28 protein-coding genes are annotated in these 25,017 nt (G+C 37.6%); 13 read left to right on the top strand and 15 right to left on the bottom strand.

Translation table 11 applies throughout. From position 1 onward, the window contains the following. Positions 1-60 precede the first annotated feature (60 nt). The 5 genes from ND855_RS17875 to ND855_RS17855 are packed head-to-tail and all read left to right on the top strand — an operon-like array spanning position 61 to position 5,324. Positions 61-1,677 (top strand): FAD-binding oxidoreductase, encoded by a 1,617-nt coding sequence (locus ND855_RS17875; protein WP_265359572.1) that lies wholly within the window; start codon positions 61-63, stop codon positions 1,675-1,677. Then, positions 1,677-2,318 (top strand): TetR/AcrR family transcriptional regulator, encoded by a 642-nt coding sequence (locus tag ND855_RS17870; RefSeq protein ID WP_265359571.1) that lies wholly within the window; start codon positions 1,677-1,679, stop codon positions 2,316-2,318. The genes ND855_RS17875 and ND855_RS17870 overlap by 1 nt, the downstream gene beginning before the upstream one ends. Beyond that, on the top strand, positions 2,315-3,244 hold the full coding sequence (locus ND855_RS17865) for a diacylglycerol/lipid kinase family protein (RefSeq protein WP_265359570.1): 930 nt from the start codon (positions 2,315-2,317) through the stop codon (positions 3,242-3,244). Before ND855_RS17870 ends, ND855_RS17865 begins: the two co-directional genes overlap by 4 nt. 4 nt (positions 3,245-3,248) lie before the next feature. After that, entirely contained in the window at positions 3,249-4,889 is a 1,641-nt protein-coding gene (locus ND855_RS17860; RefSeq protein WP_265359569.1) for a glycerol-3-phosphate dehydrogenase/oxidase, read from the top strand. Continuing rightward, a complete protein-coding gene (locus tag ND855_RS17855; RefSeq protein WP_265359568.1) occupies positions 4,890-5,324 on the top strand; it encodes an acyl-CoA thioesterase in 435 nt (144 codons plus the stop codon). Here the strand turns inward: ND855_RS17855 and ND855_RS17850 are convergent. Together ND855_RS17850 and ND855_RS17845 are read right to left on the bottom strand one after the other, a co-directional pair. Next, entirely contained in the window at positions 5,321-6,322 is a 1,002-nt protein-coding gene (locus tag ND855_RS17850; protein WP_407658765.1) for a P-loop NTPase family protein, read from the bottom strand. The genes ND855_RS17855 and ND855_RS17850 overlap by 4 nt on opposite strands. Before the next feature lie 94 nt (positions 6,323-6,416). Then, a complete protein-coding gene (locus ND855_RS17845; protein ID WP_265359567.1) occupies positions 6,417-8,435 on the bottom strand; it encodes a protein meaA in 2,019 nt (672 codons plus the stop codon). A 101-nt stretch (positions 8,436-8,536) separates the two neighbouring features. Between ND855_RS17845 and ND855_RS17840 the strand changes: the two genes are divergently transcribed. Continuing rightward, positions 8,537-9,868: a hypothetical protein gene (locus tag ND855_RS17840; protein WP_265359566.1), complete on the top strand. Its 1,332-nt coding sequence runs from the start codon at positions 8,537-8,539 to the stop codon at positions 9,866-9,868. A 9-nt stretch (positions 9,869-9,877) separates the two neighbouring features. Here the strand turns inward: ND855_RS17840 and ND855_RS17835 are convergent, their stop codons facing one another. The 3 genes from ND855_RS17835 to ND855_RS17825 all read right to left on the bottom strand — a co-directional run bounded on the left by ND855_RS17835 (position 9,878) and on the right by ND855_RS17825 (position 12,423). Further along, positions 9,878-10,504 carry a lytic transglycosylase domain-containing protein gene (locus ND855_RS17835; RefSeq protein ID WP_265359565.1) on the bottom strand — a complete coding sequence of 209 codons (627 nt, stop codon included), beginning with the start codon at positions 10,502-10,504 and terminating at the stop codon, positions 9,878-9,880. Positions 10,505-10,555: 51 nt separating this feature from the next. Further along, a complete protein-coding gene (locus tag ND855_RS17830) occupies positions 10,556-10,942 on the bottom strand; it encodes a response regulator (protein ID WP_265359564.1) in 387 nt (128 codons plus the stop codon). Positions 10,943-11,016: 74 nt separating this feature from the next. Beyond that, on the bottom strand, positions 11,017-12,423 hold the full coding sequence (locus ND855_RS17825; protein WP_265359563.1) for an aspartate ammonia-lyase: 1,407 nt from the start codon (positions 12,421-12,423) through the stop codon (positions 11,017-11,019). 62 nt (positions 12,424-12,485) lie between these two features. Here ND855_RS17825 and ND855_RS17820 point away from each other — a divergent pair, with 62 nt between their 5' ends. From ND855_RS17820 to ND855_RS17790, 7 genes are all read left to right on the top strand, one after another. Then, complete coding sequence (locus ND855_RS17820) at positions 12,486-12,842, top strand: hypothetical protein (protein WP_265359562.1); 357 nt, start codon at positions 12,486-12,488, stop codon at positions 12,840-12,842. Between the two features lie 37 nt (positions 12,843-12,879). Beyond that, positions 12,880-13,560: an SH3 domain-containing protein gene (locus ND855_RS17815; RefSeq protein ID WP_265359561.1), complete on the top strand. Its 681-nt coding sequence runs from the start codon at positions 12,880-12,882 to the stop codon at positions 13,558-13,560. Between the two features lie 91 nt (positions 13,561-13,651). Beyond that, complete coding sequence (locus ND855_RS17810; protein ID WP_265359560.1) at positions 13,652-14,032, top strand: TIGR04452 family lipoprotein; 381 nt, start codon at positions 13,652-13,654, stop codon at positions 14,030-14,032. A gap of 94 nt (positions 14,033-14,126) precedes the next feature. Beyond that, positions 14,127-14,579 (top strand): Spy/CpxP family protein refolding chaperone, encoded by a 453-nt coding sequence (locus ND855_RS17805; protein WP_265359559.1) that lies wholly within the window; start codon positions 14,127-14,129, stop codon positions 14,577-14,579. A gap of 3 nt (positions 14,580-14,582) precedes the next feature. Next, positions 14,583-15,107: an RNA polymerase sigma factor gene (locus ND855_RS17800; RefSeq protein WP_265359558.1), complete on the top strand. Its 525-nt coding sequence runs from the start codon at positions 14,583-14,585 to the stop codon at positions 15,105-15,107. Next, positions 15,088-15,351 carry a hypothetical protein gene (locus ND855_RS17795; RefSeq protein ID WP_265359557.1) on the top strand — a complete coding sequence of 88 codons (264 nt, stop codon included), beginning with the start codon at positions 15,088-15,090 and terminating at the stop codon, positions 15,349-15,351. Before ND855_RS17800 ends, ND855_RS17795 begins: the two co-directional genes overlap by 20 nt. 105 nt (positions 15,352-15,456) lie before the next feature. Continuing rightward, positions 15,457-15,783 (top strand): hypothetical protein, encoded by a 327-nt coding sequence (locus ND855_RS17790; protein WP_265359556.1) that lies wholly within the window; start codon positions 15,457-15,459, stop codon positions 15,781-15,783. A 3-nt stretch (positions 15,784-15,786) separates the two neighbouring features. Here ND855_RS17790 and ND855_RS17785 read toward each other — a convergent pair whose 3' ends face one another. The 10 genes from ND855_RS17785 to ND855_RS17740 all read right to left on the bottom strand — a co-directional run bounded on the left by ND855_RS17785 (position 15,787) and on the right by ND855_RS17740 (position 24,896). Then, positions 15,787-16,476 (bottom strand): sulfite exporter TauE/SafE family protein, encoded by a 690-nt coding sequence (locus tag ND855_RS17785; protein WP_265359555.1) that lies wholly within the window; start codon positions 16,474-16,476, stop codon positions 15,787-15,789. After that, positions 16,454-16,669: a cbb3-type cytochrome oxidase assembly protein gene (locus ND855_RS17780; protein ID WP_265359554.1), complete on the bottom strand. Its 216-nt coding sequence runs from the start codon at positions 16,667-16,669 to the stop codon at positions 16,454-16,456. Before ND855_RS17780 ends, ND855_RS17785 begins: the two co-directional genes overlap by 23 nt. Continuing rightward, complete coding sequence (locus tag ND855_RS17775; protein WP_265359553.1) at positions 16,651-19,113, bottom strand: heavy metal translocating P-type ATPase; 2,463 nt, start codon at positions 19,111-19,113, stop codon at positions 16,651-16,653. The genes ND855_RS17780 and ND855_RS17775 overlap by 19 nt, the downstream gene beginning before the upstream one ends. After that, positions 19,110-19,598, bottom strand: coding sequence for a FixH family protein (locus tag ND855_RS17770; protein WP_265359552.1), 489 nt, complete (start codon positions 19,596-19,598; stop codon positions 19,110-19,112). The genes ND855_RS17775 and ND855_RS17770 overlap by 4 nt, the downstream gene beginning before the upstream one ends. 2 nt (positions 19,599-19,600) lie before the next feature. Continuing rightward, positions 19,601-20,920 (bottom strand): cytochrome c oxidase accessory protein CcoG, encoded by a 1,320-nt coding sequence (ccoG, locus tag ND855_RS17765; RefSeq protein WP_265359551.1) that lies wholly within the window; start codon positions 20,918-20,920, stop codon positions 19,601-19,603. A 2-nt stretch (positions 20,921-20,922) separates the two neighbouring features. Next, entirely contained in the window at positions 20,923-21,453 is a 531-nt protein-coding gene (locus tag ND855_RS17760; protein ID WP_100715965.1) for a c-type cytochrome, read from the bottom strand. A gap of 5 nt (positions 21,454-21,458) precedes the next feature. Further along, positions 21,459-21,608 carry a CcoQ/FixQ family Cbb3-type cytochrome c oxidase assembly chaperone gene (locus ND855_RS17755; RefSeq protein WP_100715964.1) on the bottom strand — a complete coding sequence of 50 codons (150 nt, stop codon included), beginning with the start codon at positions 21,606-21,608 and terminating at the stop codon, positions 21,459-21,461. A 4-nt stretch (positions 21,609-21,612) separates the two neighbouring features. Further along, positions 21,613-22,308, bottom strand: coding sequence for a cytochrome-c oxidase, cbb3-type subunit II (ccoO, locus tag ND855_RS17750; protein ID WP_265359550.1), 696 nt, complete (start codon positions 22,306-22,308; stop codon positions 21,613-21,615). Continuing rightward, entirely contained in the window at positions 22,308-23,738 is a 1,431-nt protein-coding gene (gene ccoN / locus ND855_RS17745) for a cytochrome-c oxidase, cbb3-type subunit I (RefSeq protein ID WP_108961164.1), read from the bottom strand. The genes ccoO and ccoN overlap by 1 nt, the downstream gene beginning before the upstream one ends. Positions 23,739-23,927: 189 nt before the next feature. Further along, the gene (locus tag ND855_RS17740; RefSeq protein ID WP_265359549.1) at positions 23,928-24,896 is read right to left on the bottom strand and encodes an LA_0442/LA_0875 N-terminal domain-containing protein; all 969 of its coding nucleotides are present in this window, start codon (positions 24,894-24,896) and stop codon (positions 23,928-23,930) included. Between the last annotated feature and the right edge of the window lie 121 nt (positions 24,897-25,017).

Below are 25,017 nucleotides of genomic sequence, written 5' to 3'. Positions count from 1 at the left end.
ATTGTCAATTTGTGAATTTGGTTCAAAAATTGGAGCAAATAAGGATTTTTGGTAACTTCTATGCAAACTCGAAACATCTATAAATGGGGATCACAAGAAGTGGAAGAAAAACTTCCCTCACATACATTGGATTTTTTAAATCATCAATTCCCAGTATCAAACGAATTTAAATCTTCTCTTCCTAAAGGTGAACTCCCTTTAAAACCATTAAAGAAATCTAAGTTAAGTCCAACAGTCATTTCAAAACTTAAAAAAATTGTGGGGAATTCGAATGTTTCAATAGACGATGTTAGTCGAGCAAAACATTCAATAGGAAAATTTTATACTGAGATCTATAAAGCTCGGTTTGGTGAAGTTTCGGATGTAGTTGATGTAGTGGTCTCTCCTAAAAACGAAAAGGAAATTGAGGAAATATTAGCTCTTGCGAATGCAAATAAAATTCCTGTCATTCCTTTTGGTGCGGGATCTACAGTCACAAAAGCACTACAAGCTCCAAAAGGAGGAATCTCCCTTGATTTGTCTCGATTGAATCGCATCATTGAATTTAATGCGATTGATTCAACAGTAACAGTTGAAGCTGGAGTATATGGACCCGAATTAGAAAAACATTTAAATGACAGGGGATATACCTGTGGTCATTTCCCACAATCCTTTGAATTTTCAACTGTAGGTGGTTGGATTGCTGCAAAAGGGGCAGGGCAAGCTTCCACTGGGTATGGTAAAATCGAAGATATTCTTCTTGGATTAACGGCTATTACACCTTCTGGTAAATTCGAATCGAAAGTTTATCCCGCAGCTTCCATTGGTCCAGATATGTTTCGTTTGTTTCTTGGAACGGAAGGAAGTTTTGGTGTCATTACAAAGGCTACTTTAAAAATTCGTAAATACCACACGCAAAATTCTGCGAAAGGTTCTTTTATTTTCAAAAACTTTGAAAGTGCAGTTGAGACAATGCGTGAAGTGATGCAAGGAGGATTTGGGAAACCTCATTTTTTCCGAATCCAAGATCCAGAAGAAACTGATATTTCTTTTCATATGAGTGGATTAAATGGAGGCAAAGAGGACCTTTTTCTTAGGTTCATTGGTTACAAACCAATGCAAAGATCTCTTATGCATATCATCATTGATGGAGACCCTTCCTATACAAAAGAAGTTTTGAAGAAAATCAAAAGAATCGCTAAACGAAATGGTGGGTTTTCTACAGGAGAATCACCGGTTAACAAATGGTTACACCAAAGGTATTCAAGTGCCTACTTGCGTGATTATTTAATGGATGAAGGTATTAGGATCGATACCTTAGAAACTGCCGTTAGTTGGTCCAATCTTCATACCTTATGGGAAAACACAAGAGCTTATATAAAAAGTTTTGAAAATACATCATGTATGGTCCATATATCCCATGCCTATGAAAATGGTGCAAATTTATACTTTATTTTCATAAGCCCAATGGACAAACAAAATGAAGTTTCTTCTTTTATTAAATTTCATAAAGGAATAATCGATAGTATCCATGAAAATGGTGGATCCTTGTCCCATCATCATGGGATTGGCAGAATGTTATCTCCTTGGATGGAAAAAGAAGTAGGGGAAGAAGGGCTTCGTATCCTTTCTTCACTTAAAAAAACTTTTGATCCAAAGGGGATCATGAATCCAGGTGGATTGTTGGGATTAAAATAATGGGCGTTTCTGAAAGGAAAAAAAGAGAATTTGCACAAAGAGAAACGGATATACTAAATTGCGCGATTGAACTTTTTCGAACAAAACATCCATCACTTGTGAAGATGGATGATATCGCAAAACATTTAGAAATTGGACGAGGGACAATTTATCTACACTTTAAAAGTAAAGATGATTTAATGGCTCGAATCCAATATGAAGATTATGTTCGTCTGCGGGGAAGGCTAGAAAAAGCTTTCGAAGAAAAAACTGCAATTGAAATGTCTAGGCGTGCGATCCGAGCCTACATAGATCATTGTTTAGGTGATAAACATATGTACCTTGTTGCAAAACAATGTGGAGTGAATCTAAACATTGACAATGTTTCTGAAGATATGAGAAAAATGCTCACTGATGAAAGATCAAATCGATTGTCTTTATTAGAAAAAATTTACAAACAAGCAAAAATAGAAAATCTCATCAACTCACGAGGTACCTATCCCAATGTGGCTGTTGCATGGGGAATGATACGTGGTGCAGTAGAAGTGATTCTCGATGGGCATTTTCAAAATGAAATAAAAAGTGAAAAAGCTTATTTAGAAACGATTGAACATGTTTTATTTTTTGGATTATTTTCAGGTGGAAACAAAGGAGAAACATGATGAGAAAGATAAAGGTAATTTTAAATCCAGTTTCAGGTGGAGGCCTTTCTGCAAAAGTTTGGCAAAAAATTGAACCTATTCTCATCCAGAAGGGGATTCCCTATTCCTATGAAGCAACTACCAAAGAAAAAGCCGCCAAAGATATCGCAAAAGAATCCGTAAAACAAGGGTATCATTGGATTTTAGGTATTGGAGGAGATGGTACATTCTCAAATATTATCAATGGACTTTTCGAAAATGGAAAATTGATCAATAAAAATGTTGTATTTAGTCCAATCCCTGCTGGCCGGGGCAATGATTTTATCAAAACTGTAAAGGTTCCTAAAAATCCGGTAAAAGCATTGGAACAAGCATTAAATGGCGATGAAAGACATATTGATTTAATTGATGTTACCTATACCAAGCCCGATAAATCAAAAGGTAAATATTTGTGTTTGAATTTGGCTGATTTTGGAATGGGTGGAGAAGTTGTATATAGGGTAAACCAATCAAAGTTAGGTAGGTTTATTGGTGGGAAAGGTGTATTCCTTTTTTATACAGTTGTTTGTTTGTTTTCTTATACAAATAAAAAAATCACACTCACACTTTCCAAATTTGAGAAAATCACAAATAAATGTCGGTTAATTGTTTGTGCGAATGGCGAATTTGCTGGAGGAGGAATGTGGTTTGCACCGAATGCGAAGTTAGATGATGGGAAAATGGATTTATTAGCAATCCAAGACGTTTCTGTTTTTGAAACACTTCGCAAATTTGGAAATCTTTACCAAGGAAAATTATCTGATGATGCCAAAGTAATTTCCAAACAAATTACTGAACTCAAAGCAGAGTCTGAAGAAGATGTATTTATCGATGTAGATGGAGAAAATATGGGGCAACTTCCTGCTCAGTTTAAAGTTCTTCCCAAGGTATTGCCAATTAAATGTTAAACTTATGAAAAATAGCACCAAACAAGAAAATTCGAGATTAGATCATTTAAAAAAAGAATACGATATTCTTGTCATTGGAGGTGGGATTACTGGTGCCAATGTATTGTGGGATGCAACACTAAGAGGGTATAATTGCCTTCTAGTGGAGAAGAATGATTATGCATCTGGCACGAGCCAAGCTACTTCCAAACTGATCCACGGTGGGCTACGTTATTTAAAGAATTTTGAACTAGGGCTTGTGCGTGAATCTTTATCAGAACGGAGGTATCTAGCAAAAATCTCTCCACACGCAGTTCGTCCTATGGGATTTATCATTCCGATTCGGTCTCTCTTCCAAAGGATTCAGTTATTATTAGGAATGGAATTATACAATTTACTATCTTTTGATAGAAACAAAGATATTGATCCAGATGTTCAACTTCCCAAATACCGATGGAATTCAGTAGCGGAAACAATATATAAAGTGATGGGGCTTGGTAGAAAATCACTCAAAGGAAGTTTCCAATATTACGACTATGCAAACCCAAATCCAGAGAAACATACAACGGAATTTATCCTTTCTGCAAAAGAAAAAGGTGCACATGCTTTTAATTATTTGGCAGTTACTACCTTAAAAAAACAAAATAGTGGTGGTTATACGGTAGGATTAACAGATGAAATCACTGGCAAAAAAGTTTTGGTATCCGCTAAGGTAGTTGTCAATTCGGCAGGACCTTGGGCAGATATAATCGAATCAATGGCGGGGATTTCTGCTGAAAAAAAATTAGTTCGATCTAAAGGGATCCACGCAGTTGTACGCAATATTTGCGGAAATGAATGTGTTGTATTGTCAAAACGAGATGGCTCACATTTATTTGTTATACCATGGCGTGGGAAAACAATCATTGGAACTACTGATACTGCATATGAGGATGATCCAGACAAATTTAAAGTTAAACAATCTGAAATTGTTGATTTGATAGATGAAGTGAATTTCAGTTTTGGTTTTGCAAAATTAACATTAAAAGATGTCGATTATTATTATGGTGGATTAAGGCCACTTGTAGAGGATCCAGGTAGTACGGAGGGAACATACTCTGCATCAAGGAAGTCGGAAATTTTTCATTATGAAAATGAAGGGTTCCCAGGTTTTTTTTCAGCCTTAGGTGGTAAATACACAACAAGTAGAGCTGTTGCAGAAAGTTTAGTGAATGCAATTGATACTTATACAAAAGGAAAACATGTAACTTGTGTCACAAAGTTCACTCCATTACTTGGCGGAAGATATCAGAACCTTAAAGAATTAGTGACGGAAATTCAATTTAAGTTCCCACATGTTTCGGGGAATAAGATCGATACTTTAGTTAGGCGGTATGGAAGTTTAACTTGGAAAATATTATCATTAAAAGGATTGGATACATATCGAATTCCTAATGGTGAGATGTATTTTGAAGACGAAGTTGAATACATTGTTCTAAATGAAGACATTCATCATTTAACTGATTTTTATTTCAGAAGGTCTGGAGTCGGAACAGTGGGGAAAGTAGAAACTTCGGAACGAACTCGTCTTGATAAAAAAATTGCGAAGTTACTTGGTTGGAGCGCAGATCGCCTGAAAGAAGAAGTCAAAAAAGTTGATGAACGTTATCAGTGGTATGTTGATTAAGTGCCTAGAATAAAAATCGAGATTCCAAATCATAAAATATTTGAAACATCCTTATCAGTTCGAATATCAGATATCAATTTTGCCGGTCATTTGGCTCATGATGCGATTTTGACATTAACACACGAATGTAGGGCTAGATTTTTCCATTCTCATGGATGGACTGAGATCAATGTAGAAGGCAAAGGGATAGTTGTTTCTGACGTAGCCATTGTTTATAAATCAGAAGCTTTTTTCCCTGATGATCTAAACATCCAATTGTATGTAGATCAAATTTCATCAAAATCATTGGATATGTTGTATGTGATCACACATAAGGATGGAAAAGAAATTGCTCGTGCTAAAACTGCAATTGTCTTTTTTGATTATTCGGAACGGAAACCTTGTTCAATCCCAGCAGTGTTTTTAAGTGTCATCAAAAAAGAATCTAAGAATTAATTTTTGTCGTTTTGAACTATGTTGTTTTGAATGAGAGACAAAAATTTTGTTTCCTCTGATTCATAATTGAGCTTATGAATGCCACCTAAAGAATTGAGTCTGACTGCTTGATTCCAAGTATTGGATTCCATTTTTTTCCAAATCCCAATTCCAAATCGGCCGTATTCATTTCGAATCCACTGCATAAGTTGAGTTATGGTTTCAATATTTTTATCTTTCCGTTTCGTATATGATAGAATAAAATTTAATAGTTCTTCTATCCCTTTCTTTTTTACCACTGATGTTTTAAAAATAGGTGGAAGTGATTGGTCAGGGAGAATGTCTTTGATAAATTCCAGAGTAGACTCTAACATATAATAACTTGAATTGGCGAGAGATTCTTCATCACATTTGTTGATGATAAAAGCTTCTGGAACTTCCATAATCCCAGACTTCATAAACTGTACTTGGTCACCACCCAAAGGTTGCATCACGAGAAATGAAATATCGGAAATGAGTGATACTGAAATTTCGTTTTGTCCGATGCCGACTGTTTCAATGAATACATAATCAAATATCTTTCTTAAAAAACGGATTACATGATAGGTATAGGGATTGAGTCCACCTAATTCAAGTTGAGAAGGTTGTGATCGAAAATAAATCCTCGTGTCCCTTCTGGGAAGAGTGACTCTTGTTCGGTCTCCAAGTATCGACCCACCACTGATATTGGAAGAGGGGTCAATTGCCACAATTGCCATTTTTTTGTTTGGTGCAAAGTCCAGGAACAAACGACAAAGTTCTCCGAGTAACGATGATTTGCCAGCACCAGGGGTGCCTGTGATTCCGATGGTGAGACCTTCTTTGGCATTTGGTTTTTGCGATTGGATTTCGTTGAACAAACTTTCTCGAAATCTTAGATTGTTTTCTGTTTCAATTTTGGAGATGATTTTAGCAATGGGAAACTTCTCACCAAGAAGTGCTTCTGAAACCAATTGCGATAGTGTTTCTGTGGAATCCATCAAAGAGTGTGCCATTGTAAAATGAGTTAAATTCGAGGTGAAACCTCCACTAACATTCATATCGAAGTGTAGTGGAGGCAGTTGGATCTCTTGTTTAAACGAGGGCTGGTTCAACCGAAATGATATCAATGATTTTGTTCATGATCGACATCAAATCATAATCTTTTGGAGTAAAGATTTCACGGATTCCCATTTTTTTCAGTTCTTCAAAATCGGATTCTGGGATGATCCCACCAATCACAACTGGGATGTTTGCTTTGTAGTGAGCAAGTTCATCAAATAGTTGTTTTGCGATTTCTTTATGGGAACCAGAAAGAATGGAAAGTCCAATCACATTTGCATTTTCTTCCACCGCAGATTGTACGATTTCCTCTGGAGAAAGTCGGATTCCGGAATAAATCACATCAAACCCACTGTGTTTTGCTGATACTGCAATCATCTCAGCACCATTGGAGTGACCATCAAGTCCTGGTTTTCCTACAACAATTTTTGGTCTATGGCCATGGGCTTTTGTGAAGGCTTCCACTTTCCCACGAACAGTTGCTACTTTATCATCAGAGAGGAAGAGTTTTTGGCCGTCCACACCAGTTGGTGGGTTGTATTCGCCATACACTTCGCGAAGAGCATCTGCCCATTCTCCTGTTGTCACAAGTGCTTTTGCACATGCAATGGAGTATGGCATAAGATTTTTTCCATCTTTTGCAGCTTGTTTGAGTTCCTCTAAAGATTTTTTAGCAAGTTCTGCATTCCGACGTGTTTTTGCTTCTGCCAATACACCTAATGTTTGTTCAGCGGATTTAGGATCAACTTTGAAAATACCACCGTCAGAGTCAGTCATAAGTGGTGATTTGATCCCGTCAGTCCATTTGTTTTTACCAACAATCACAAGTTCATTGGAATTGATTTTGGAAAGCCTTTCGGTTTGTGATTTCACGAGTTGTGATTTCATATAACCGTTTTCGATGGCAACAAGAGCTCCACCCATATCGAGAATTTTTTGGATTTCCAATTTGGCTTGTTCTTTCAGGGCTTTTACTTTTGATTCAATGACTTTTGATCCTTCAAAAATATCTGGGTATTCTAAAAGGTCGGTTTCATATGCTAATACTTGTTGCAGACGAAGTGACCATTGTTGGTCCCAAGGTCTTGGAAGCGAAAGTGCTTCATTCCATGCTGGTAATTGTAAAGCACGGCATCTTGCATTACGAGATAACGTTACACCCAATGCTTCAATGAGGATTCTCCATGCATTGTTTTCTGGTTGTTCTTCTGTGAGACCAAGTGAATTCACTTGTACTCCATAACGGAACACTCTGTACTTTGCATTTTTGACACCGTAACGTTCTTTCGTGATTTCTTCCCACATTTCTGTGAACGCACGCATTTTGCACATCTCTTCTACAAAACGAATCCCAGCGTTGACAAAGAAGGAAATCCTTCCCACACACTGTTCGAATTCATCTTCTGTGAAACAGTTTCTTTCTTTGATGGCATCTAACACAGCAATCGCTGTTGCAAGAGCAAAGGAAAGTTCTTGTACAGGTGTTGCACCCGCTTCTTGTAAGTGATAAGAACAGATGTTAGAGGGGTTCCACTTTGGAATATTGTGCAGACAATATTCATACATATCCACGATGATTTTCATCGAGTCTTTTGGTGGATAAATATAAGTTCCGCGAGCCAGGTATTCTTTGATGAGATCGTTTTGAGTGGTCCCGTTTAGTTTTTCGAGGGGAACTCCACGTTCTTCCGCAAGTGCCACATAAAGCGACAATAACCACATAGAAGTTCCATTGATGGTCATCGATGTGTTCATCTCTTCGATTGGGATCTGGTCAAATAAAATGCGGAAATCTTCAAGTGAGTTGATAGGAACTCCCACTTTCCCGATTTCAGGCCTTGAGACTTCGTGGTCGGAGCTATAACCACACTGAGTGGGTAGATCAAATGCAATGGAAAGCCCTGTTTGGCCTTTAGAAAGGTTCTTTCTGTACAACTCATTGGAGGCTTTTGCGTTGGTGTGCCCTGCATAGGTCCTAAAAATCCATGGTTTGTCAGGTTTTCCCTGTCCATTCTCGTCAACGAGAAGGTAATCTTTTTTTTCGGCGGACATTCTTTGCCTCGTTTTATAATTTCTATGTATAATTGAAAATCTTCTGGAATATTTTCACCTAAAAATTTATACAGGACTAGGCAATTTAAGCCTTTTCCAAGATGCGCGAACCTAAACCTTTTTCACCAATTCCATTCATTTTTAGCATCTTACTCTTAAGTTTGGGTTATGCGTTGTTCTCATATTTTAGACCATTCCCCACAACAGAAACAGAATGGGAATTTTTGGCAAATGCCAAAGCTGCAACGGAGGAGGGGGGGCTCATTTCTGCAAGAGAACCACTTGCATTCTGGTTTGTAGTCACATGGAAAAAAATCTTTGGTAGCAATTACATTCCATCCTTCATTGCGTTAGCTGGTTTATTTTATAGTTTGTTTTTACATCTTTTTTTGTTGTTACTCAGAAATGTAGAATGGAAACGAAATCACTATTTTGTGGTTTATCTTGCTGCCTTTTTGCCGTTTTCTTACGGATTCCCAACTTCCTATTTCACAGAGACACTTTGTTTGGTATTTTTGTTACTAGTTTTTTTGACATTTCGTTTGGAAAAGATGACAGACTTACTCATTTTCCCAACGTTCACACTTCTTGCCTTTTTCTCTAGTTTTATCATGTTCTACTTGGGTTTCACATTCTTCGTGATCTTCACAGGGATTCGTGGATCGAGAAAAGCAGCACAAAAAACATCAGTTTTTTATAAGAAGAAAAATGTTCCGTTTTTATTTTTACTTGGATACTTAGCTTTTTTTCTTATCTCACTTATCTTTTTCTCTTACTCCAATTTTTTTGGAGAAAAATCGATCAGTTTTCTTTTCAAAACTTGGTACCAAATAGCTCTGATGATATTACTTCCCATGGTAACCATAGGGATTGGACATATATTATTAAAAACAGAAAAAGAACTGAATACAATCACAGCCTCTGTTGTGTTAGGCATTTCCATTCTTGTTTCCGTGTATTTTATCTTTAAGGATTTACGTTCAACTGCCAAAGAACCGTGGGACACTCAAACTAAAAATTTAACCAAATCATTTGGGCAGGCACTTGTTCTAAAATCCGATCCTATTTATTTACCAAAAGAGTTTTCCTTTGCTTTGTATTTCCAAACAGGAACCAAAACAAAATATTTAAAAGAAACTGTGATACCTGATAAATCTTTTTTATATGTAGAAGGGATATGGAACCAAGACATCCAATTGGTACAAAAATCTGGATTGTTTCGAAGATCGAATCGGTCGAATGGCATTGTTCCATTAAGTGAAGACGATGTCCTGATCCAAAAAATCACCTTCGATAAAATTAAAAATGAAAAAAATCTAAGTTTTATCTCTAAGAAGATTGAAGAATCGTGGGCCAATGTTCCCGCAAAGCGCCCGTTTGATGAATATACTGCTGGTTTACAAAAAAAGTTTGGTTATTTGAGTTTTTACTAAAACTTCAGATTAAGAACTAAAGTCTTTATAAAAACGTTTCACTTTGGAAACATATTGTTTTGTTTCCTCATATGGTGGTATACCTTTGTATCGTTTCACAGCACCAGGACCTGCATTGTAAGCAGCAATTGCCTTTTCTGGATCCTTAAATTCTTTCATCAGACCTTTTAAGAATTTTACACCACCAGTGATGTTTTCTTCGGGATCAAAAGGGTCCTTCACACCCAAACTTTCTGCAGTCTCGGGCATTAGTTGCATGAGGCCCATTGCACCTTTGGGAGAAACCGCCTTCGTTTTAAATCCAGATTCTGCCTTCACCATTGCCTTTACTAAATTTGGATCCATCCCTTGTGCTTCGGCTATGGATTCGATTGTACCAATGAGATCCTCTGTTTGTTTGGGCCCTCGTGAAAGAGCAGGTGCTAAGGATTTCGCTGTATCAGGGAAAGGAAGTTGGATGGAGTCGTTCGGGATGGGATTTGTTTCACTCGTTTGTTTTGCCCCATTTTGTTTGTTCCATTCCTTTTCTAACAGATCAGGGAAGGAGACAAGGGCACTAGGGTTCTTTGCCATTTGGGACAAAGATTCCATTCTGCCTAAGACAGAAGAAACAGAAGGGATATCAGTGAGTTTCACATCATTCCTTTCGGTCAGATTCTAGAAAACTGAAGTAAAAAATTATGTCTCTTACTGAATTTTGTTAGTCTGGATATGGTGTAGGTCTTTTGGGTCGAGTGGTTTTACAAGGTAACCTTTCACATTGGGAAAGGACAAACTTTTGGATTGGTCGGAAGGATCTATGGAGGATGTGAGAATGTAAATCGGGATTTGAGAAATGGGTGTGATCGTTTGGACTGTCTCCAAAAACTGCCAACCATCCATGATCGGCATATTCAAATCTAAAAACAAAAGTTCAGGAAGATGTTCCGTGGACTTTAAGGCAGTGAGTGCTTCCGATCCATTCGGGTAAGTGAAAATTTCAGAAGCAAAGGAAAGTTTTTCCATAAGAGTTTTGATGAGAAAAGTAGTAACAACATCATCTTCGATCAAAAATACTTTTGAAATTTGGCTCATGATTCTGGAAAACTTCTCTCAGAAACTATCGATTTCTGGAAAAGAAGCAACCAATAAAATGAAACATCCTCTCTTTATAAGGTATGTGGAGAGGTTAAAACATCTGGTCTAAGTATTTCTTTTAGTTTTGTTTCTTCCAAGAATCCAAGTTCAAGGACTATGGATTCCACAGATCGATTTTCGGCAAGAGCTCGTTTGGCGACTAAGGTTGCATTTTCATACCCAATGTATGGATTGAGAGCAGTCGCAAGACCTGCTGATGTTTTGACTCTGGATTCAAGAACTTTTCGATTTGCAGTGATTCCTGAAACACAATTAGTTTCCAAAGTTTTACAACCGGCCGTTAGGTGCTCGATACTTTTGAATAAACTATGAGCAATGATTGGCTCAAATGCATTCAATTGTAATTGTCCTGCTTCTGCTGCCATAGTGATTGTGATATCATTTCCAATCACTTCATAAGCAATTTGATTCACCACTTCCGGGATGATAGGATTCACTTTGCCTGGCATGATGGAGGAACCCGCAGCCTTTGCTGGTAAATTGATTTCATTAAATCCACCTTGTGGGCCACTCGAGAGTAATCGTAAATCGTTACATACTTTTGACAGTTTGGTAGCGATTCGTTTTAATACTCCAGATAATTGGACAAAAGCACCTGTGTCTTGTGTTGCTTCGATCAAATTTGGAGCTGCATTTAAATCAAACCCCGTTTGTTTTGCCAGGATTTCAGTTACGATTTTCGAATAACGAATGTCAGTATTGATTCCTGTGCCGATTGCAGTTGCTCCTAAATTAATTTCACCTATGAGGGAAGTTGCTTCTTTTAATCGGGAAATGTCTTCACCTAACATTACATCGTATGTTGAGAATTCTTGGCCTAAGGTCATTGGCACTGCATCTTGTAACTGAGTTCTCCCAATTTTTAATATATCTTTGAATTCATCTGATTTTTTTTGAAACGAAACCTGTAAACTTTCTAGAGCAGAAAGTAATCCGATGATAGAAAACACAGCAGCCAATTTGATAGAAGAAGGATAAACATCATTCGTACTTTGTGACATATTGACATCATTGAGTGGGTGGAGAAATGTATAATCACCCTTGGGATGGCCTGCTAATTCTAAAGCAATGTTTGTGATCACTTCGTTGGCATTCATATTTGTGGAAGTGCCTGCACCACCTTGGATGACATCCACTACAAACTCAGAATGGAATTTGCCATTTAAAATTTGATCACAAGCTTCCACAATCCATTTTGATTTTTCGGAAGGGAGTAGTCCTAATTGTAGATTTGCCAATGCAGACGCTTTTTTGATATGGGCGAGGGCACACACTAAATCAGGATACGTGCCAATGGACTTTCCCGTAATGGGATAATTTTCAAGTGCCCTTAAAGTGTGAATCCCCCAATAAACATGCTTAGGAATTTCTCTTTCGCCAAGCAGGTCATGTTCCATCCGAAAATTTGTTTCTGTCATTTCAGAATTTCTCCAATTGAGAACGAAAGATACTAGACCAAAAAGAATTGGGAAGAAGATTTATGTTCTGCATGAAGAAATTCACATTCTTATTTTTTTACTTTAGCCTTCCATTTTTTTCCATCTTTCTATTTGGTATTGAAAAGACAAATTTGGAAGTGACTTGCAAACAGAAAGAAGAAACAGTCAAAACGATTTATCAACTTTTACCGGATTCAGAACGGAGTTGTCCTGAAATTGCAAAACTTGTTCTCACTGAAGAAGATGAAGAAGGCGAAAAATTGGATAAAGAATACCAAGAATTGTTTTTGAAAGTGTGTGAGTTAAAACGCAAAAAACGTACATTAGAAGAAATTCGAGACAATTTGGGTCTTTCTAAACAATGTAATTCCTACCAATCCGTTACGAAAAAGAATTGATTCTTCGACTCAATCTAGTAAATTTATTGCCAAGTATATGTTGAAGTACATTTCTATTTCCCTTCTTTTCCTTTCTCCTATGGTCCTTTTGCCATGTGAACCTTTTGTTACGAAAGTTTTGTCACCTATCGACCATTCATCGAAAGACAAAAGTTTTTCGGAATTCAAAGTCAAATTTTTAAAAACCTTAAAATCAAAAGATCGAAAATCCTTAGAATCTTTTTTGGACAAAGACATCCATTTTACGTTTGGTCCAGAAACTGGCAAAAAAGAATTTTTAAAATCATTCCAACTGACAGAAAAACCGAATGATTCTGATTTTTGGAATTTAATGAACGATACGATCCAGTTAGGTTTACGTCAAAATGCGGAAGGCCAAATGGTAGCTCCTTATTTTTTTGAAACATTCCCAAGTGATTATGATCCCTTTTCGCATTATCTCATCATTGGTAAAAATGTAAATGTAAGAGAGGATGCATCAAAAGAATCAAAGGTGATTGCCCAACTCAGTTACCAAATTGTTAAGTCAGAGGCTGATGATTTGGATGGAAGGAGACTGGAAAAGGAAAGTAATTGTAATTGGAAAAAGATTTGTACACCTCAGGGAAAAGCCGGATTTGTTTGTGATCGATTCATCCGTAGTCCTCTCGACTACAGAGCTTTTTTCGAAAAAAAGAATGGGCAGTGGTATCTAACAACATTCATTGTTGGCGATTGATAGCTGTTAAATTATCAATTCGATTAGTTTTTTCTTGATATTCGAAAGCTAGATTTTCAAATGAGAACAAACAATCGTAAAAGGATTCAATATGTTAAAAAAATTGCTTTTAGGTGCCATCGCACTTTCTTTCACCAACTGTTTGGTTTTAAATCCACTTGGTGCAACAATTGATAGGGAAAAAGGTTCTGTCGCTGCGGGTCGAATCACGGATGCAGCCATCCAAACCGATTTGGTTAATTCAACTCTATTGGCAGGAAGACCTGCGATTTCACTTATCACATTACTCGCTTCCGATATTGCAAAAATTGAATCAGATAAATATTATGTAAAAGCAGATGTTGATCAATGCATCGATGACATTACTGGATTCAAAGGTTTTGTACTTGGATCTTTGATCACAAATATTATATCCTGCCAGGATTTGAAAACAGATGGATATATTACTGGAGATCCGTTCCCAAGCTTCTAAAATCTTCCCATATTTTTCCTGCTCTTTTTTTTAGAGCAGGGAACCAATTCAAAATCTTCCGGGTCATATTCTCAAAACTAAAAAGGAAGGTTTTATGATCTCTCTTAAAAAAGCCCTCAAAATCACAACGACAGTTGGTCTTGTATCGGTTATGGCGTTTGCCTTTGGAAATTGCCGTGGTCACAAAGACTTTGAAAAACGTATCGAATGGGTGACATCTAAACTCACTTCAAAATTAGATTTAGACGATGCTCAGAAAGCAAAACTAGAAAGTATCAAAGCAGAACTCATCGCCAAACACAAAGAGATGAAACCAAAACATGAATCTTGGGCCAAAGAATTGGCAACTCAGATTCGTTCTGAAAAAATTGATACCAAGTATCTCGACAAAATGAGTGCAGAAAGAGAAACACGCCACCAAGAAATGCGTAAGTTTTTCCAAACAAAACTTGTTGAGTTCCATGCAGTTTTAAAACCAGAACAAAGGGAAAAATTTGCAGAACTCGTAGAAAAATTTGCATCTCGTCACCAATCACCTGAAGAGTAAAACATGGCAAATTTTGACTTCGAATCTGTAGTCAAAGAAACCAAATACTTGGTTTTAAAAACGATCGGTGACACTCTCATCGATCGTTTTGACGATGCCACCGAGGATGTAGTTCAGGAAGTGTATTTCCGTGTTTTTAAGTCCCTCGAAAAAGGTGGATTTGATGGTCGATCTAAGATTTCCACTTGGATTTACACGATTGCAAAAAATGAAGCTATACGTATGAACGAAAAACGATTACGAGAAGAAGAGAAAGCAAAACGATATTTGCAAAAAAACAAATCGAACTTGTTCCAATCAGATGAGAATCATTCCATTTTAAAACAAGAATGGATTGAATCTACCTTACTAAAAATCCCAGAAGTATACCAAAAGACAGTACGTTTGTATTTATCAGGTAAATCAATGGATGAAATTGCAAACGAACTCAACATCAAAGAGGGAACTGTAAAATCCAGATTGTTTCGTACAAAAGAATGGATTCGAAAATCGTTGCCAGGAGTGAAAAATGAATTCCAAGAATCATAAAAGATGGGAAGAATTATTGAATGATTCTGATTTTGAATCGCGTATTGTTCGTAAAATTGAAACCAAGGTGCGAACACAACGTAAGAATCGAAACCTAGTTGTCTCATTTGGGCTTAGTTTTCTCATTTTGTCCTCATTTACCTTTCACCAATGGGTGATTGAACCCAACGAAATGATCAGTAACATGAGTTATTTGGTCGAAGAACTAAGTTCTGAATCGCTCGTGAGTTTGAGTTTTGATTGATATTTGTCATTGATAAATATCAGTACAATTTGGAGGCATCTTACTGAAGAATTAGGTATATTTTATTCAATTGTTTCGTCATAATTTGGGAAGGAACAACATAAAATGAACGCTTGCATTCTCTACTTAAACAAAAAACGAATTGAGATGATCAAGTTAGAATCAGATCACATGGAATCAAAGTCCTGGGAAAAAATGAAGGAAACTGACAAATGGGATTTTGCAGAAATCACCAAAACTTTAAATTCACCAAATGAAGTGATCCTTGTGGGTGAATCGGGTTTGAACACCGAATACCGCCGATGGTTAGCCAACCATGACCGTGTTTTAGCCAAAAAACTCATCGCTGTGATTGGAAGTACAATCGAAACTAAAATCAATCCAAGTGTCGTCAGTCACTTTAAAGAAAAGTACTTTCGAGGAAGGGCATAACTTTTAGATCAAATGATCACAAGACTCCGAGTGGGCATGAAAGAACAATCGGAAGAGTAAAAACCCAAGTGAAGTGAGAATGATCACAGTGCCAAAAACTGGAATCCACTTGGGTTGAATGTATTTTCGAATTTTCCCCATAACAACACTTAAGCCTGTTAGCATTGGGATTGTGCCTAGATAAAAACAAAACATCACAAGCCCCCCTGTAACTGCACTTCCAGTTGCAAACGATGCGGCATATGCTGGGTATAAAACACCACAGGGTAGGAGAGCACTGAGAATTCCAATTCCAAACCCTAAACCATTCAGATTTGTTTTTTCACGGATTTTTTGTAGTACATTGGAAATCCCTTTTGGCAAGGTTCCAAATTTAGAATTTGTAGGTAGGATAAGCATCCGAATTAAAAAAAAGAGTAATAGGACAAAGGTAAATGTTCCTGCAATACTTTGGATGGACTTGAGTTCTCCTAATGCGTTTGCTCCTTTGCCAATCAATCCTAACACGATTCCTAAAAAAGAATACGATACCATCCGGCCTAAATGATAGAGAATCACGGGTATTTGTTTAGATGGATTCGATGTTTGCAGGAGAGAAATAAACGGTCCACACATCAAGGCACAGTGAAAACTACTGAGTAAACCATAGATAATGATAGAAACAAAAAAACTAAGGTTTGTCAGTTGGTCCATTTTTTTTGTCTTCTGTTTTTGTTGAAGTAGGTTCCACTTTTGATTGAACAGAATACTCTTCTTCAAAGAACATTCTATATTTGGGTGACTCAATGTCTTCGAATTGGCCTTTTCGAAATGCCAAAACAAATACATATAAAAAGAAACCAGCAATACACATTGCCATGGGAATGGTTAAATAGAGGGCTTCCATTTGGGGATCCTTATCCGTATTGATAACGAATTGATGAGAACTGTCAAACTAGAACAAGCCATAAATACTGCACAGATTACGGGTAACATCAAACCAAACATGGCAAGTGGTAACATAATCGAATTGTAACAGAAAGAAATGATAATGTTCTGCAATATGACTTCCTTTGTTTTTTTGGCTGAAAGTAAGGAATGAATGAGTCCGTTTAAATTTCCAGAAGTTAGTACAACATCTGATTTTTCGAGTGACATATCTTCAGCTTCCGTATGAGAAATGGAAACATTTGCTCTAGCCAAAGACAAACTGTCGTTGATTCCATCACCCACCATAATGACCACATTGCCTTTGTTTTGTGAATCTTGGATGATATTAGCTTTTTCTTCGGGAGAAAGGTCTGAATAAAACTGTTGGATCCCCAATGTATTTGCTATGGACTTTACTGCCAGGAAACGATCCCCAGAAAGGATGGCTATTTTTGGAATCATTTGTTTCAGTAAGGTCACAAATGAATGAGCACCTTGTCTTACTTCATCTGCTAGAACAAATTGTCCTAACATGTTACCATCAATGGCAACGTAGATGATCGATCCTTCTTTTTCAGCATGGGAATCTATGGTTATATTTTGGTCTTTTAAAAGAGTTTGGTTTCCAATAAGAACCGAATGTTCTTTCCCCAACCAAAGGATAGTTCCTTTGACACCTTGTCCTGGGAGATTCTGTAATTGGACAAGATCCATTTCTTTTGCTTTTTCCTTCACCAAATGGAAAGGGGAAAGATACTTTACGAGAGATTTGGCTAAGGGATGGTTAATTTCCTTTTCGATTCGATAAACAAATGGTAGGTGATCTTCTGAAACTGTCACCAAACGAACAAGGAATTTCCCTTCCGTGAGTGTCCCTGTTTTGTCCAAATAGATTGTATTTGCCTTTGCTAAAGATTCCACAACAGACGGATTTTTTAAAAGTACACCTTTTTCTGCATTTAGAATATGATTTGTGACAAGGGCAGTGGGAACTGAAATTCCTAAGGCACATGGGCAGGCAACAATCAGAACAGAAATTGTAGTGACCAAACTCTGTTCTAGATTACCATTCGTGACAAACATCCAGACTCCAAAACAAATAAATGCCAATAGGAAAACGACAGAAATAAAATAAGAGGCAATTCTTTCCGTTAGGATTTGGATTTTTGGTTTTAAGTGCAATGCTTCCTCTAAACGGAGTTTCAGCGAAGACAATGTAGATGCATGGTAATCAGAATTGGCGAGGATAAGAGCTGGATTGTCCATTGTGAGGGAACCAGCAAGAATGGAATCTCCTGTTTGTTTTCGAATCGGAACAGATTCCCCTGTTAAAAACGATTCATCAACATAGGTTTCCTTCGACAATAAAATTGCATCGACAGGGATACGTTTACCTGGAGCAACTTGGATTTTATCACCTAACTTAATTTCGCTACTAGGGATTGTAGTTTCAATATTTTCACTGATACGAACTGAAGTTTCTGGAAGTTTACAAAGAATGGATTCTAATTTATCAGAAGCAAATACCCTTGCCTTTTCTTCAAAGTATTTCCCTATTAAAATAAAGAAATAAATCATCGCAACGGAATCGAAATACACTTCTCCCTTATCGGTTAAGGTGACAAAAACAGAATAAAAATAAGCCATCGAAATTCCTAAAAATAAAAGGAAGTCCATGGAGAGAGTTCGCCTTCTAATGCTTGTTAAAAACCCCGACATAAAAGGAAACCCTGAATACAAATAAGCAGGAGTTGCAAAAACCCAAGAGGCATAGTGAAACATACGTTTGAGATTGAGATCAATTCCAGTGAAGTATCCAGAATACAATGCAACACTGAGAATCATGATATTCCCAAAACAAAATCCGGCTACGCCAATTCGAAGTAATAAGTTCTTAAGTTGTTTTGACTTTTGTAAATTCCCTTCAGTAGGGGAAAACAAAATTGGTTTATATCCAATGGCACGAATTAGAGATAGGATACGTGAAATTTTAATCTTAGATTTATCAAATCGGATTCTTGCACGTCCAGATGCAAAGTTGATTTGAGCAGAAAGGATTCCTTCTTCTTCATTCAAAACTTTTTCATTGATCCAAACGCAGGCAGAACAATGGATGTTCGTGATTTGGATTGAAACTTCTGAAAATTCTCCTGAAGGCCTTACGAACTTTTGGTATACCAATTCATTCTCAACCTCTGTTTCATTTTCTTCGATTTCAACGGGGCTGAGTTTTGTATTTCCTTTTAGGCTATAATAATAACTTCCACCCAATGAATGGATTATGGAATAAACAGTTTCACAACCTTCACAACAGAAAACCTTTGTTTCGTCTCCCAATTTGGATTCGATACGAACCAATCGAATGGGATTCCCGCAGTGGTCACATTCTGTTGTTGTGTTTTGTGATGTTGTCTCTTTCATTTAACTATGATTTTACCTTCTCGTTCAAAGGATTTCCCGCTAATGTTTGCAATCAGCCTCATGTTCCAAGTGCCCGATTCTTTTAATGGAATTTTCCCAGTGAAAGTGAGATCAGATGGTTTTAAATCATATCGAGTTGTGTTTTTGGTAGTTGCATTTCGTTCTAGTATGACATACATTGAATCTGCTTTCACAAATGATTCGTTTTGATTTAAAGTCACTGTTAATTCTAAATCACCTAGAGGAAGAATTGTTGTTTTGTCCCAATTGGTAGATAATTTGTAACCTTGTTTGATCAATTCTTTTTGATTCTCGATCGCCTTTTCATAATTCAAACCGATTTCATAATAGTTTTTGTCCATGACTGGTTCAAAATGTTTGTAAGTAAGGCGTATCGTATAAAATGTTGCTGCCACGAGGCCAGTAAAACTAAACAATACTACATACATTGCATTGCGTAAACTAGGGTGTAAGTCTTTGAACATAATTATTTCCTCGGTAGAGACAGTGATAGTTTTTTCTCTAGTTTTTCATCTGGATCTTGTGTGTTTTTTAAAACGATGGAACCAGGTAAATATCCTTCGTTTAATTCCTGTTCGGAGAGGGTTTGCGTTTCCAACACAACAGATATGCTTTTGATTTCTCCTGAACCTAATGTGAATTGATTGTTTTCTTCACCTGATCGAATCAGTATCTCCTTTCCATGCCTTGTATCAAAAGCAGTGAGTTGGAATTCTTTTTCGACTGGAGCAATGTTTTGAATTCTAAGTGCTATGAAGGCTCTAATTTTATTATCTGGAATGAGGATAGGGGGCATTGATTTATTGGAAGCAGCAATCATTGACATCGGAATTCTTGTGAGCAGTTGGATACTTGCCCCTGTGAGAACCACACCTAATAAAATTGCATAGACCACGGTTCTTGGTCGAACCCATTTGATTTTATCACCAGTTTCAATTTGTTTGAGAGAAAAATAACCGATTAAGGTTTTTTTGTTTTCTTTTGCCATGATAGAAGTGCAAGCATCCACACATTTCCCACAGGCAACACAACCTACTTGTAAGCCATCACGGATATCAATTCCTGTTGGGCAAACTACCACACACATATTACAAGCAATGCAGTCACCGATTTTGGTTTTTCCATCACGACGAGGTTCACCACGTTTGAAATCGTAAGTTACATTCCAGGAATGTTCATCCATGAGAAGGGTTTGGAATCTTGCATAAGGGCAAGCATATCGACAAAATTGTTCTCTGATAAACCCGATATCAATGAACATCGCTGCAGTAAAAAATAAGGTAAAATAAAAATATGTTTCGGAAAATGCTGAGAAACTCTTGTAGTCAGCTAACATTTCATAGGGGCTAACAAAGTATGCGATCCAGTGAAAAGAAGCAATAAATGAAACTACGATCCATAAAAAATACACAGTGTATTTTCCTATAATGGATGCGTCTTTTTTCCCATATTTAGAATCTAAAACAAACCGACCAATTCGGTCGAATAAGTCGGTATAAATGGTTTGGGGGCAACCCCATCCGCACCAGACACGTCCAATGACGGATGTAAAAAAGAAAAGTGACAATCCCATTGTGAGAAGGAAAAACCATAAGATCAGTCCTTCTTGTGGAATAAAAAGACCACCAAACAAGTGAAACATCCTCTTCGGGATGTCCAGTCGGATGAGTGGACTACCTTCTGGTAACACCACCCAAGGTGCGACTAAAAATAATCCCACGAGAAAACTCATAACGATATTTCTACGTGTCCTTACTTTTCCTGATTGGGGTCTTGATATGATCATCTTTATTTTGCCTTTACCAAACTACTGTTCTTTGTTGCAAGCCATGCCATTACAGCATATACCTTCTCAGCACCTAAACCTTCCCAAGCTGGCATACCACCTCGGTTGAGTTTTTGTCTATCTGGTCCGATTCCTTTCATGATGTTGTTAAACACTTCTTTATCAGTGTTTCCATGAATCCAATCTTTATCAACCAAACTTGGTCCTACTGCACCTTCTGCAGTTGGGCCGTGGCAAGCTGAGCAAATTTGTTTGTAAGTGCTCTCACCTTCTTTAATCGCAACAGCATCATCACGGTATGGATTTGAGCCATCTTCAGGATTTGCTACAACAACTTGTTTTGTTGGAAACTTTGTTTCGTGTTCAGCTACTTCTTTTTCGAAAGCAACATCTTGTGGCCAATCTGAGTACCAGTGAAAGTATACAACATAACCGATGGATACGATGATACTGATGAGCCATACTAATTTCCACCAAGGTGGCATTGGATTGTCGGCTTGGAAGATTCCGTCTACTTCTTTTGGTTCTTTCATTCGTATTAATCCTCCTCAAGCATTCGATACTTGGGTTTTTCCATTTCTTCTTTACTGCGTTTTTTATAAACGTAGTAGGTGATGTATGCAATTGCGATCACAAGGATCGGCAATCGCAAACTTTTGTAAATTAAGAGAAGGTCGGCGTCATTCATGACTTTACTTCATCCCTTTTTGTAACTCCGCAGAGTCACGTCCCAGTTTTTGCAAATAAGCAACAAGTGCATCTCCCTCAGTTTTATCTTTGAGAAGTGATGGAGCATTTGCCAAATCTTCTTCTGTGTAAGGTACACCGATGGATCGTAGTGCTTTCATGTTCGCAACCACTTGTTCGACATCTACTTTGTGTGACTCTTCGAATAACCATGGATAGGCTGGCATAATGGAGTTTGGTACACCACCTACGGTTCTAGGGTTGATGAGGTGGTTTTTATGCCACTCATTTGATCGTAACATTTGTGACTCGTGTGCTAAGTCAGGTCCCGTACGTTTTGAACCCCAAAGGAATGGATGGTCGTAAACAAACTCCCCACCCTTGGAATAACCATTTCTTCCGTAAGATTTAGTTGGGTCAAAACGATCCACTTCCCATTTAAAAGGACGAACCATTTGTGTATGACAACCAATACAACCTTCTCTTTGGTAGGTATCACGACCTGCCAACTCCAATGCTGAATATGGTTTTACAGTGGATATTGGAGTGACCGTTTTGGTTAGGAAAAACGGCGGGATGAGCTCAAAAAGTCCACCAATCACAACCGCAATGGTTGTATAAATAGTAAACTTGACACCTTTTGTATCCCAACGGTCAGCAATTTCTGAAAACCAATCTAAGAATTTGTTAAAACCAAACATTATGATTTCACTCCTATACGTAAGTCTTGTTCCACAAAACCACTGTCTTTGTTTTGAATGGTTTTGATAAAGTTATACACCATAAGGATAATCCCTGTTAGGTAGAGTGTTCCTCCAATCGCACGGAACAAACGGAATGGTTTTAAGAACTCAACGATCTCGACCCAATCTTTGTAAACGAGTTCACCGTTTTCACCAACAGCTCTCCACATAGATCCTTCTGTAATACCAGATACCCACATGGAAATGATGTAGAGTAGGATCCCAAGAGTTCCGAGCCAAAAATGTGCATTCGCCAATTTTTCACTATAGAGGTTTGCATTCCAAAGTCTAGGAACTAAGTAATACAAAGCAGCGGCAGACATAAATCCAACCCATCCTAAAGTTCCAGAGTGAACGTGACCAATGATCCAGTCTGTGTTGTGACCTAATGCAGAAACCGCACGGATCGAAAGAAGAGGACCTTCAAAGGTTGACATACCGTAAAATGTAACGGCAGCTAACATCATTTTGAGGGTTGCATCCACTTTGATTTTGTCTTTGGCTTGCGTGAGGGTTAAAAATCCATTTAACATACCACCCCAAGATGGCATCCATAACATGATGGAAAATACCATACCAGTTGTTTGTAACCACTCAGGGATTGGTGAATACAATAAGTGGTGAGGACCTGCCCAAATGTAGATAAAGATGAGGGACCAGAAGTGAATGATGGAGAGTCTATGTGAGTAAATTGGTTGTTTGATGTGTTTTGGGAGGTAGTAGTACATAAGTCCCAAAAATGGAGTAGTAAGAACAAATGCCACCGCATTGTGACCATACCACCATTGGATATTGGCATCAAATACTCCTGCATAAACCGAATACGATTTTAAGAATCCAGCAGGGATTACGATGTTATTCACAATGAAAAGTAGGGGAACTGTTACGAAGGAAGCAATGTAAAACCAAATGGCAACATACATTTGTTCTTCTTTTCGTTTGAGTACCGTCATGAGGTAGTTTGCAAAAAAGATTACATACCATACAACTATGAGTAAGTCGATAGGCCATTCTAATTCAGCATATTCTTTTGATTGGCTGTAACCGAGTGGTAATGTGATCGCAGCTAAAACAATTGATAGATTGTATAATGCCAAATGCAGTTTGGAAAGAGTGTCGTTCCACATTCTTGTGCGACAAAGTCTTTGTACTGTATGATAAGCAGTGGCGAAGATTACGCTCAATGCAAAACCAAAAATGGCAGCATTGGTATGTAGTGGTCGTAACCTTCCGAAGCTCGTCCAAGGTAATTCCAAATTCAGCTGTGGATACACAAGTTGGAAGGCAATTATGACACCAAATGTCATTGATGCAACGCCCCAGACTAACGCTGAAATGATAAACCCTTTTACGATAAAATCGTCATATTGAGTTTTTTCCGTAGCCAATGTTTCTCTCCTTAATCTTTATCAGTTCTATTTCTTTAGAGAACTTAATCCTTTATACAAAGAAGACGAAGAAAAGAAAGAAAAACTGGAAAGATGGACTATGTTCCACCCTTGATTTTTGTCAAGGATGGACTTGAGATTTAGAATTGATCTAAAATTTAAGGAGTGGGGATATCAATATAATTCTGGTTAGAAGGTGACTTCGTAACCTAATTGAGTACGATGTTCAATACCTCTGTCACCAGCGATTGCTGTTGGGTGGTATCCAACTCTGTCTACAGTTGAATGGAGGAAGAACTTTTCTTTCCTGGTATCTTCCATACTGAGTCCAGAACCTGTAGGGTGGAAGTAATATGCATCAAAGATGTTCCAAGCATACGCAAGTAAGGTGGCAATCCCAATGTACTGCATTTCTTGGTAGTGCCTTTCTACAGATTCCCTTTGCCCCTTAAAAGGCCCAAGTTGGCTTGCAACCACAGCTTCTCCAGGAGAAACAGCAGCCGTTTGTGGTGTGAAAGCAGCACGGATGAGTCCATTTGTTGTATAAGGATTATCTAAATTATTATAATCTCTTTTTGCATTTAGATACATGCGGTGTTTGTCATATGTAAAAAAGAGTCCAATGGCAATGATGGAAGGGTAAACAATCGCTTGCACTTTTCTTCCTTGTTTCCACTGACCCCATCCTGGGAGAACAGCAGATCGCCACGTTGCTCCTGCTCGGGTCAGATTTTTCCTTTCTGCCTCCGCAAGCCTTGCGTCTTCTTCTTGTTTACGTTTTGCTTCTGCTTCTAAAGCTGCATTGTTTTTAGCGTTTTCTTTTTCCAAACGAGCTGCTTCTTCCTGCTCTTTTTTGAGTCTTGCCGCTTCTTCTTTTTCTCGTTTGATACGTTCTTTATCTTCTTCTGCTTTTCTGAGTTTATCTTCCTCTGCAGCTGTTAGTTGGTCTTTATAAACGACCTTTAAAATTTCAGTTTTATTGAGAACAACAGTGGTTCCATCTTCTTTTCTGATTTTAAGCTTGTATTGGTCTTGTTCTACAACTTTCCCTTTGATAGTTCCTCCTTTTTTGAGTAGGATGCTTTCTGCAGAGACGTTGGTAGATAGGAGTACCAAAAGTGTTGCGATTTTTACAATTTGTTTTACAATTAGTTTCAAGGGAATCTCGAATGTTGGAATATTACTTAACAATTTTTATAGTGTTACTTGCTACGTTCCAATTAATCTCTCCTATGATTTTATCGATTTGGAAGTTAGGCAAGAATTTTTTTGCAAAAGA

Origin of the sequence: Leptospira paudalimensis, assembly GCF_026151345.1 — a bacterium.
In the GTDB taxonomy this organism is placed as follows: Bacteria; Spirochaetota; Leptospiria; order Leptospirales; family Leptospiraceae; genus Leptospira_A; species Leptospira_A paudalimensis.
The sequence above is the reverse complement of the archived record's forward strand: the minus strand, read 5'-3'. Positions and strand labels throughout refer to the sequence as shown.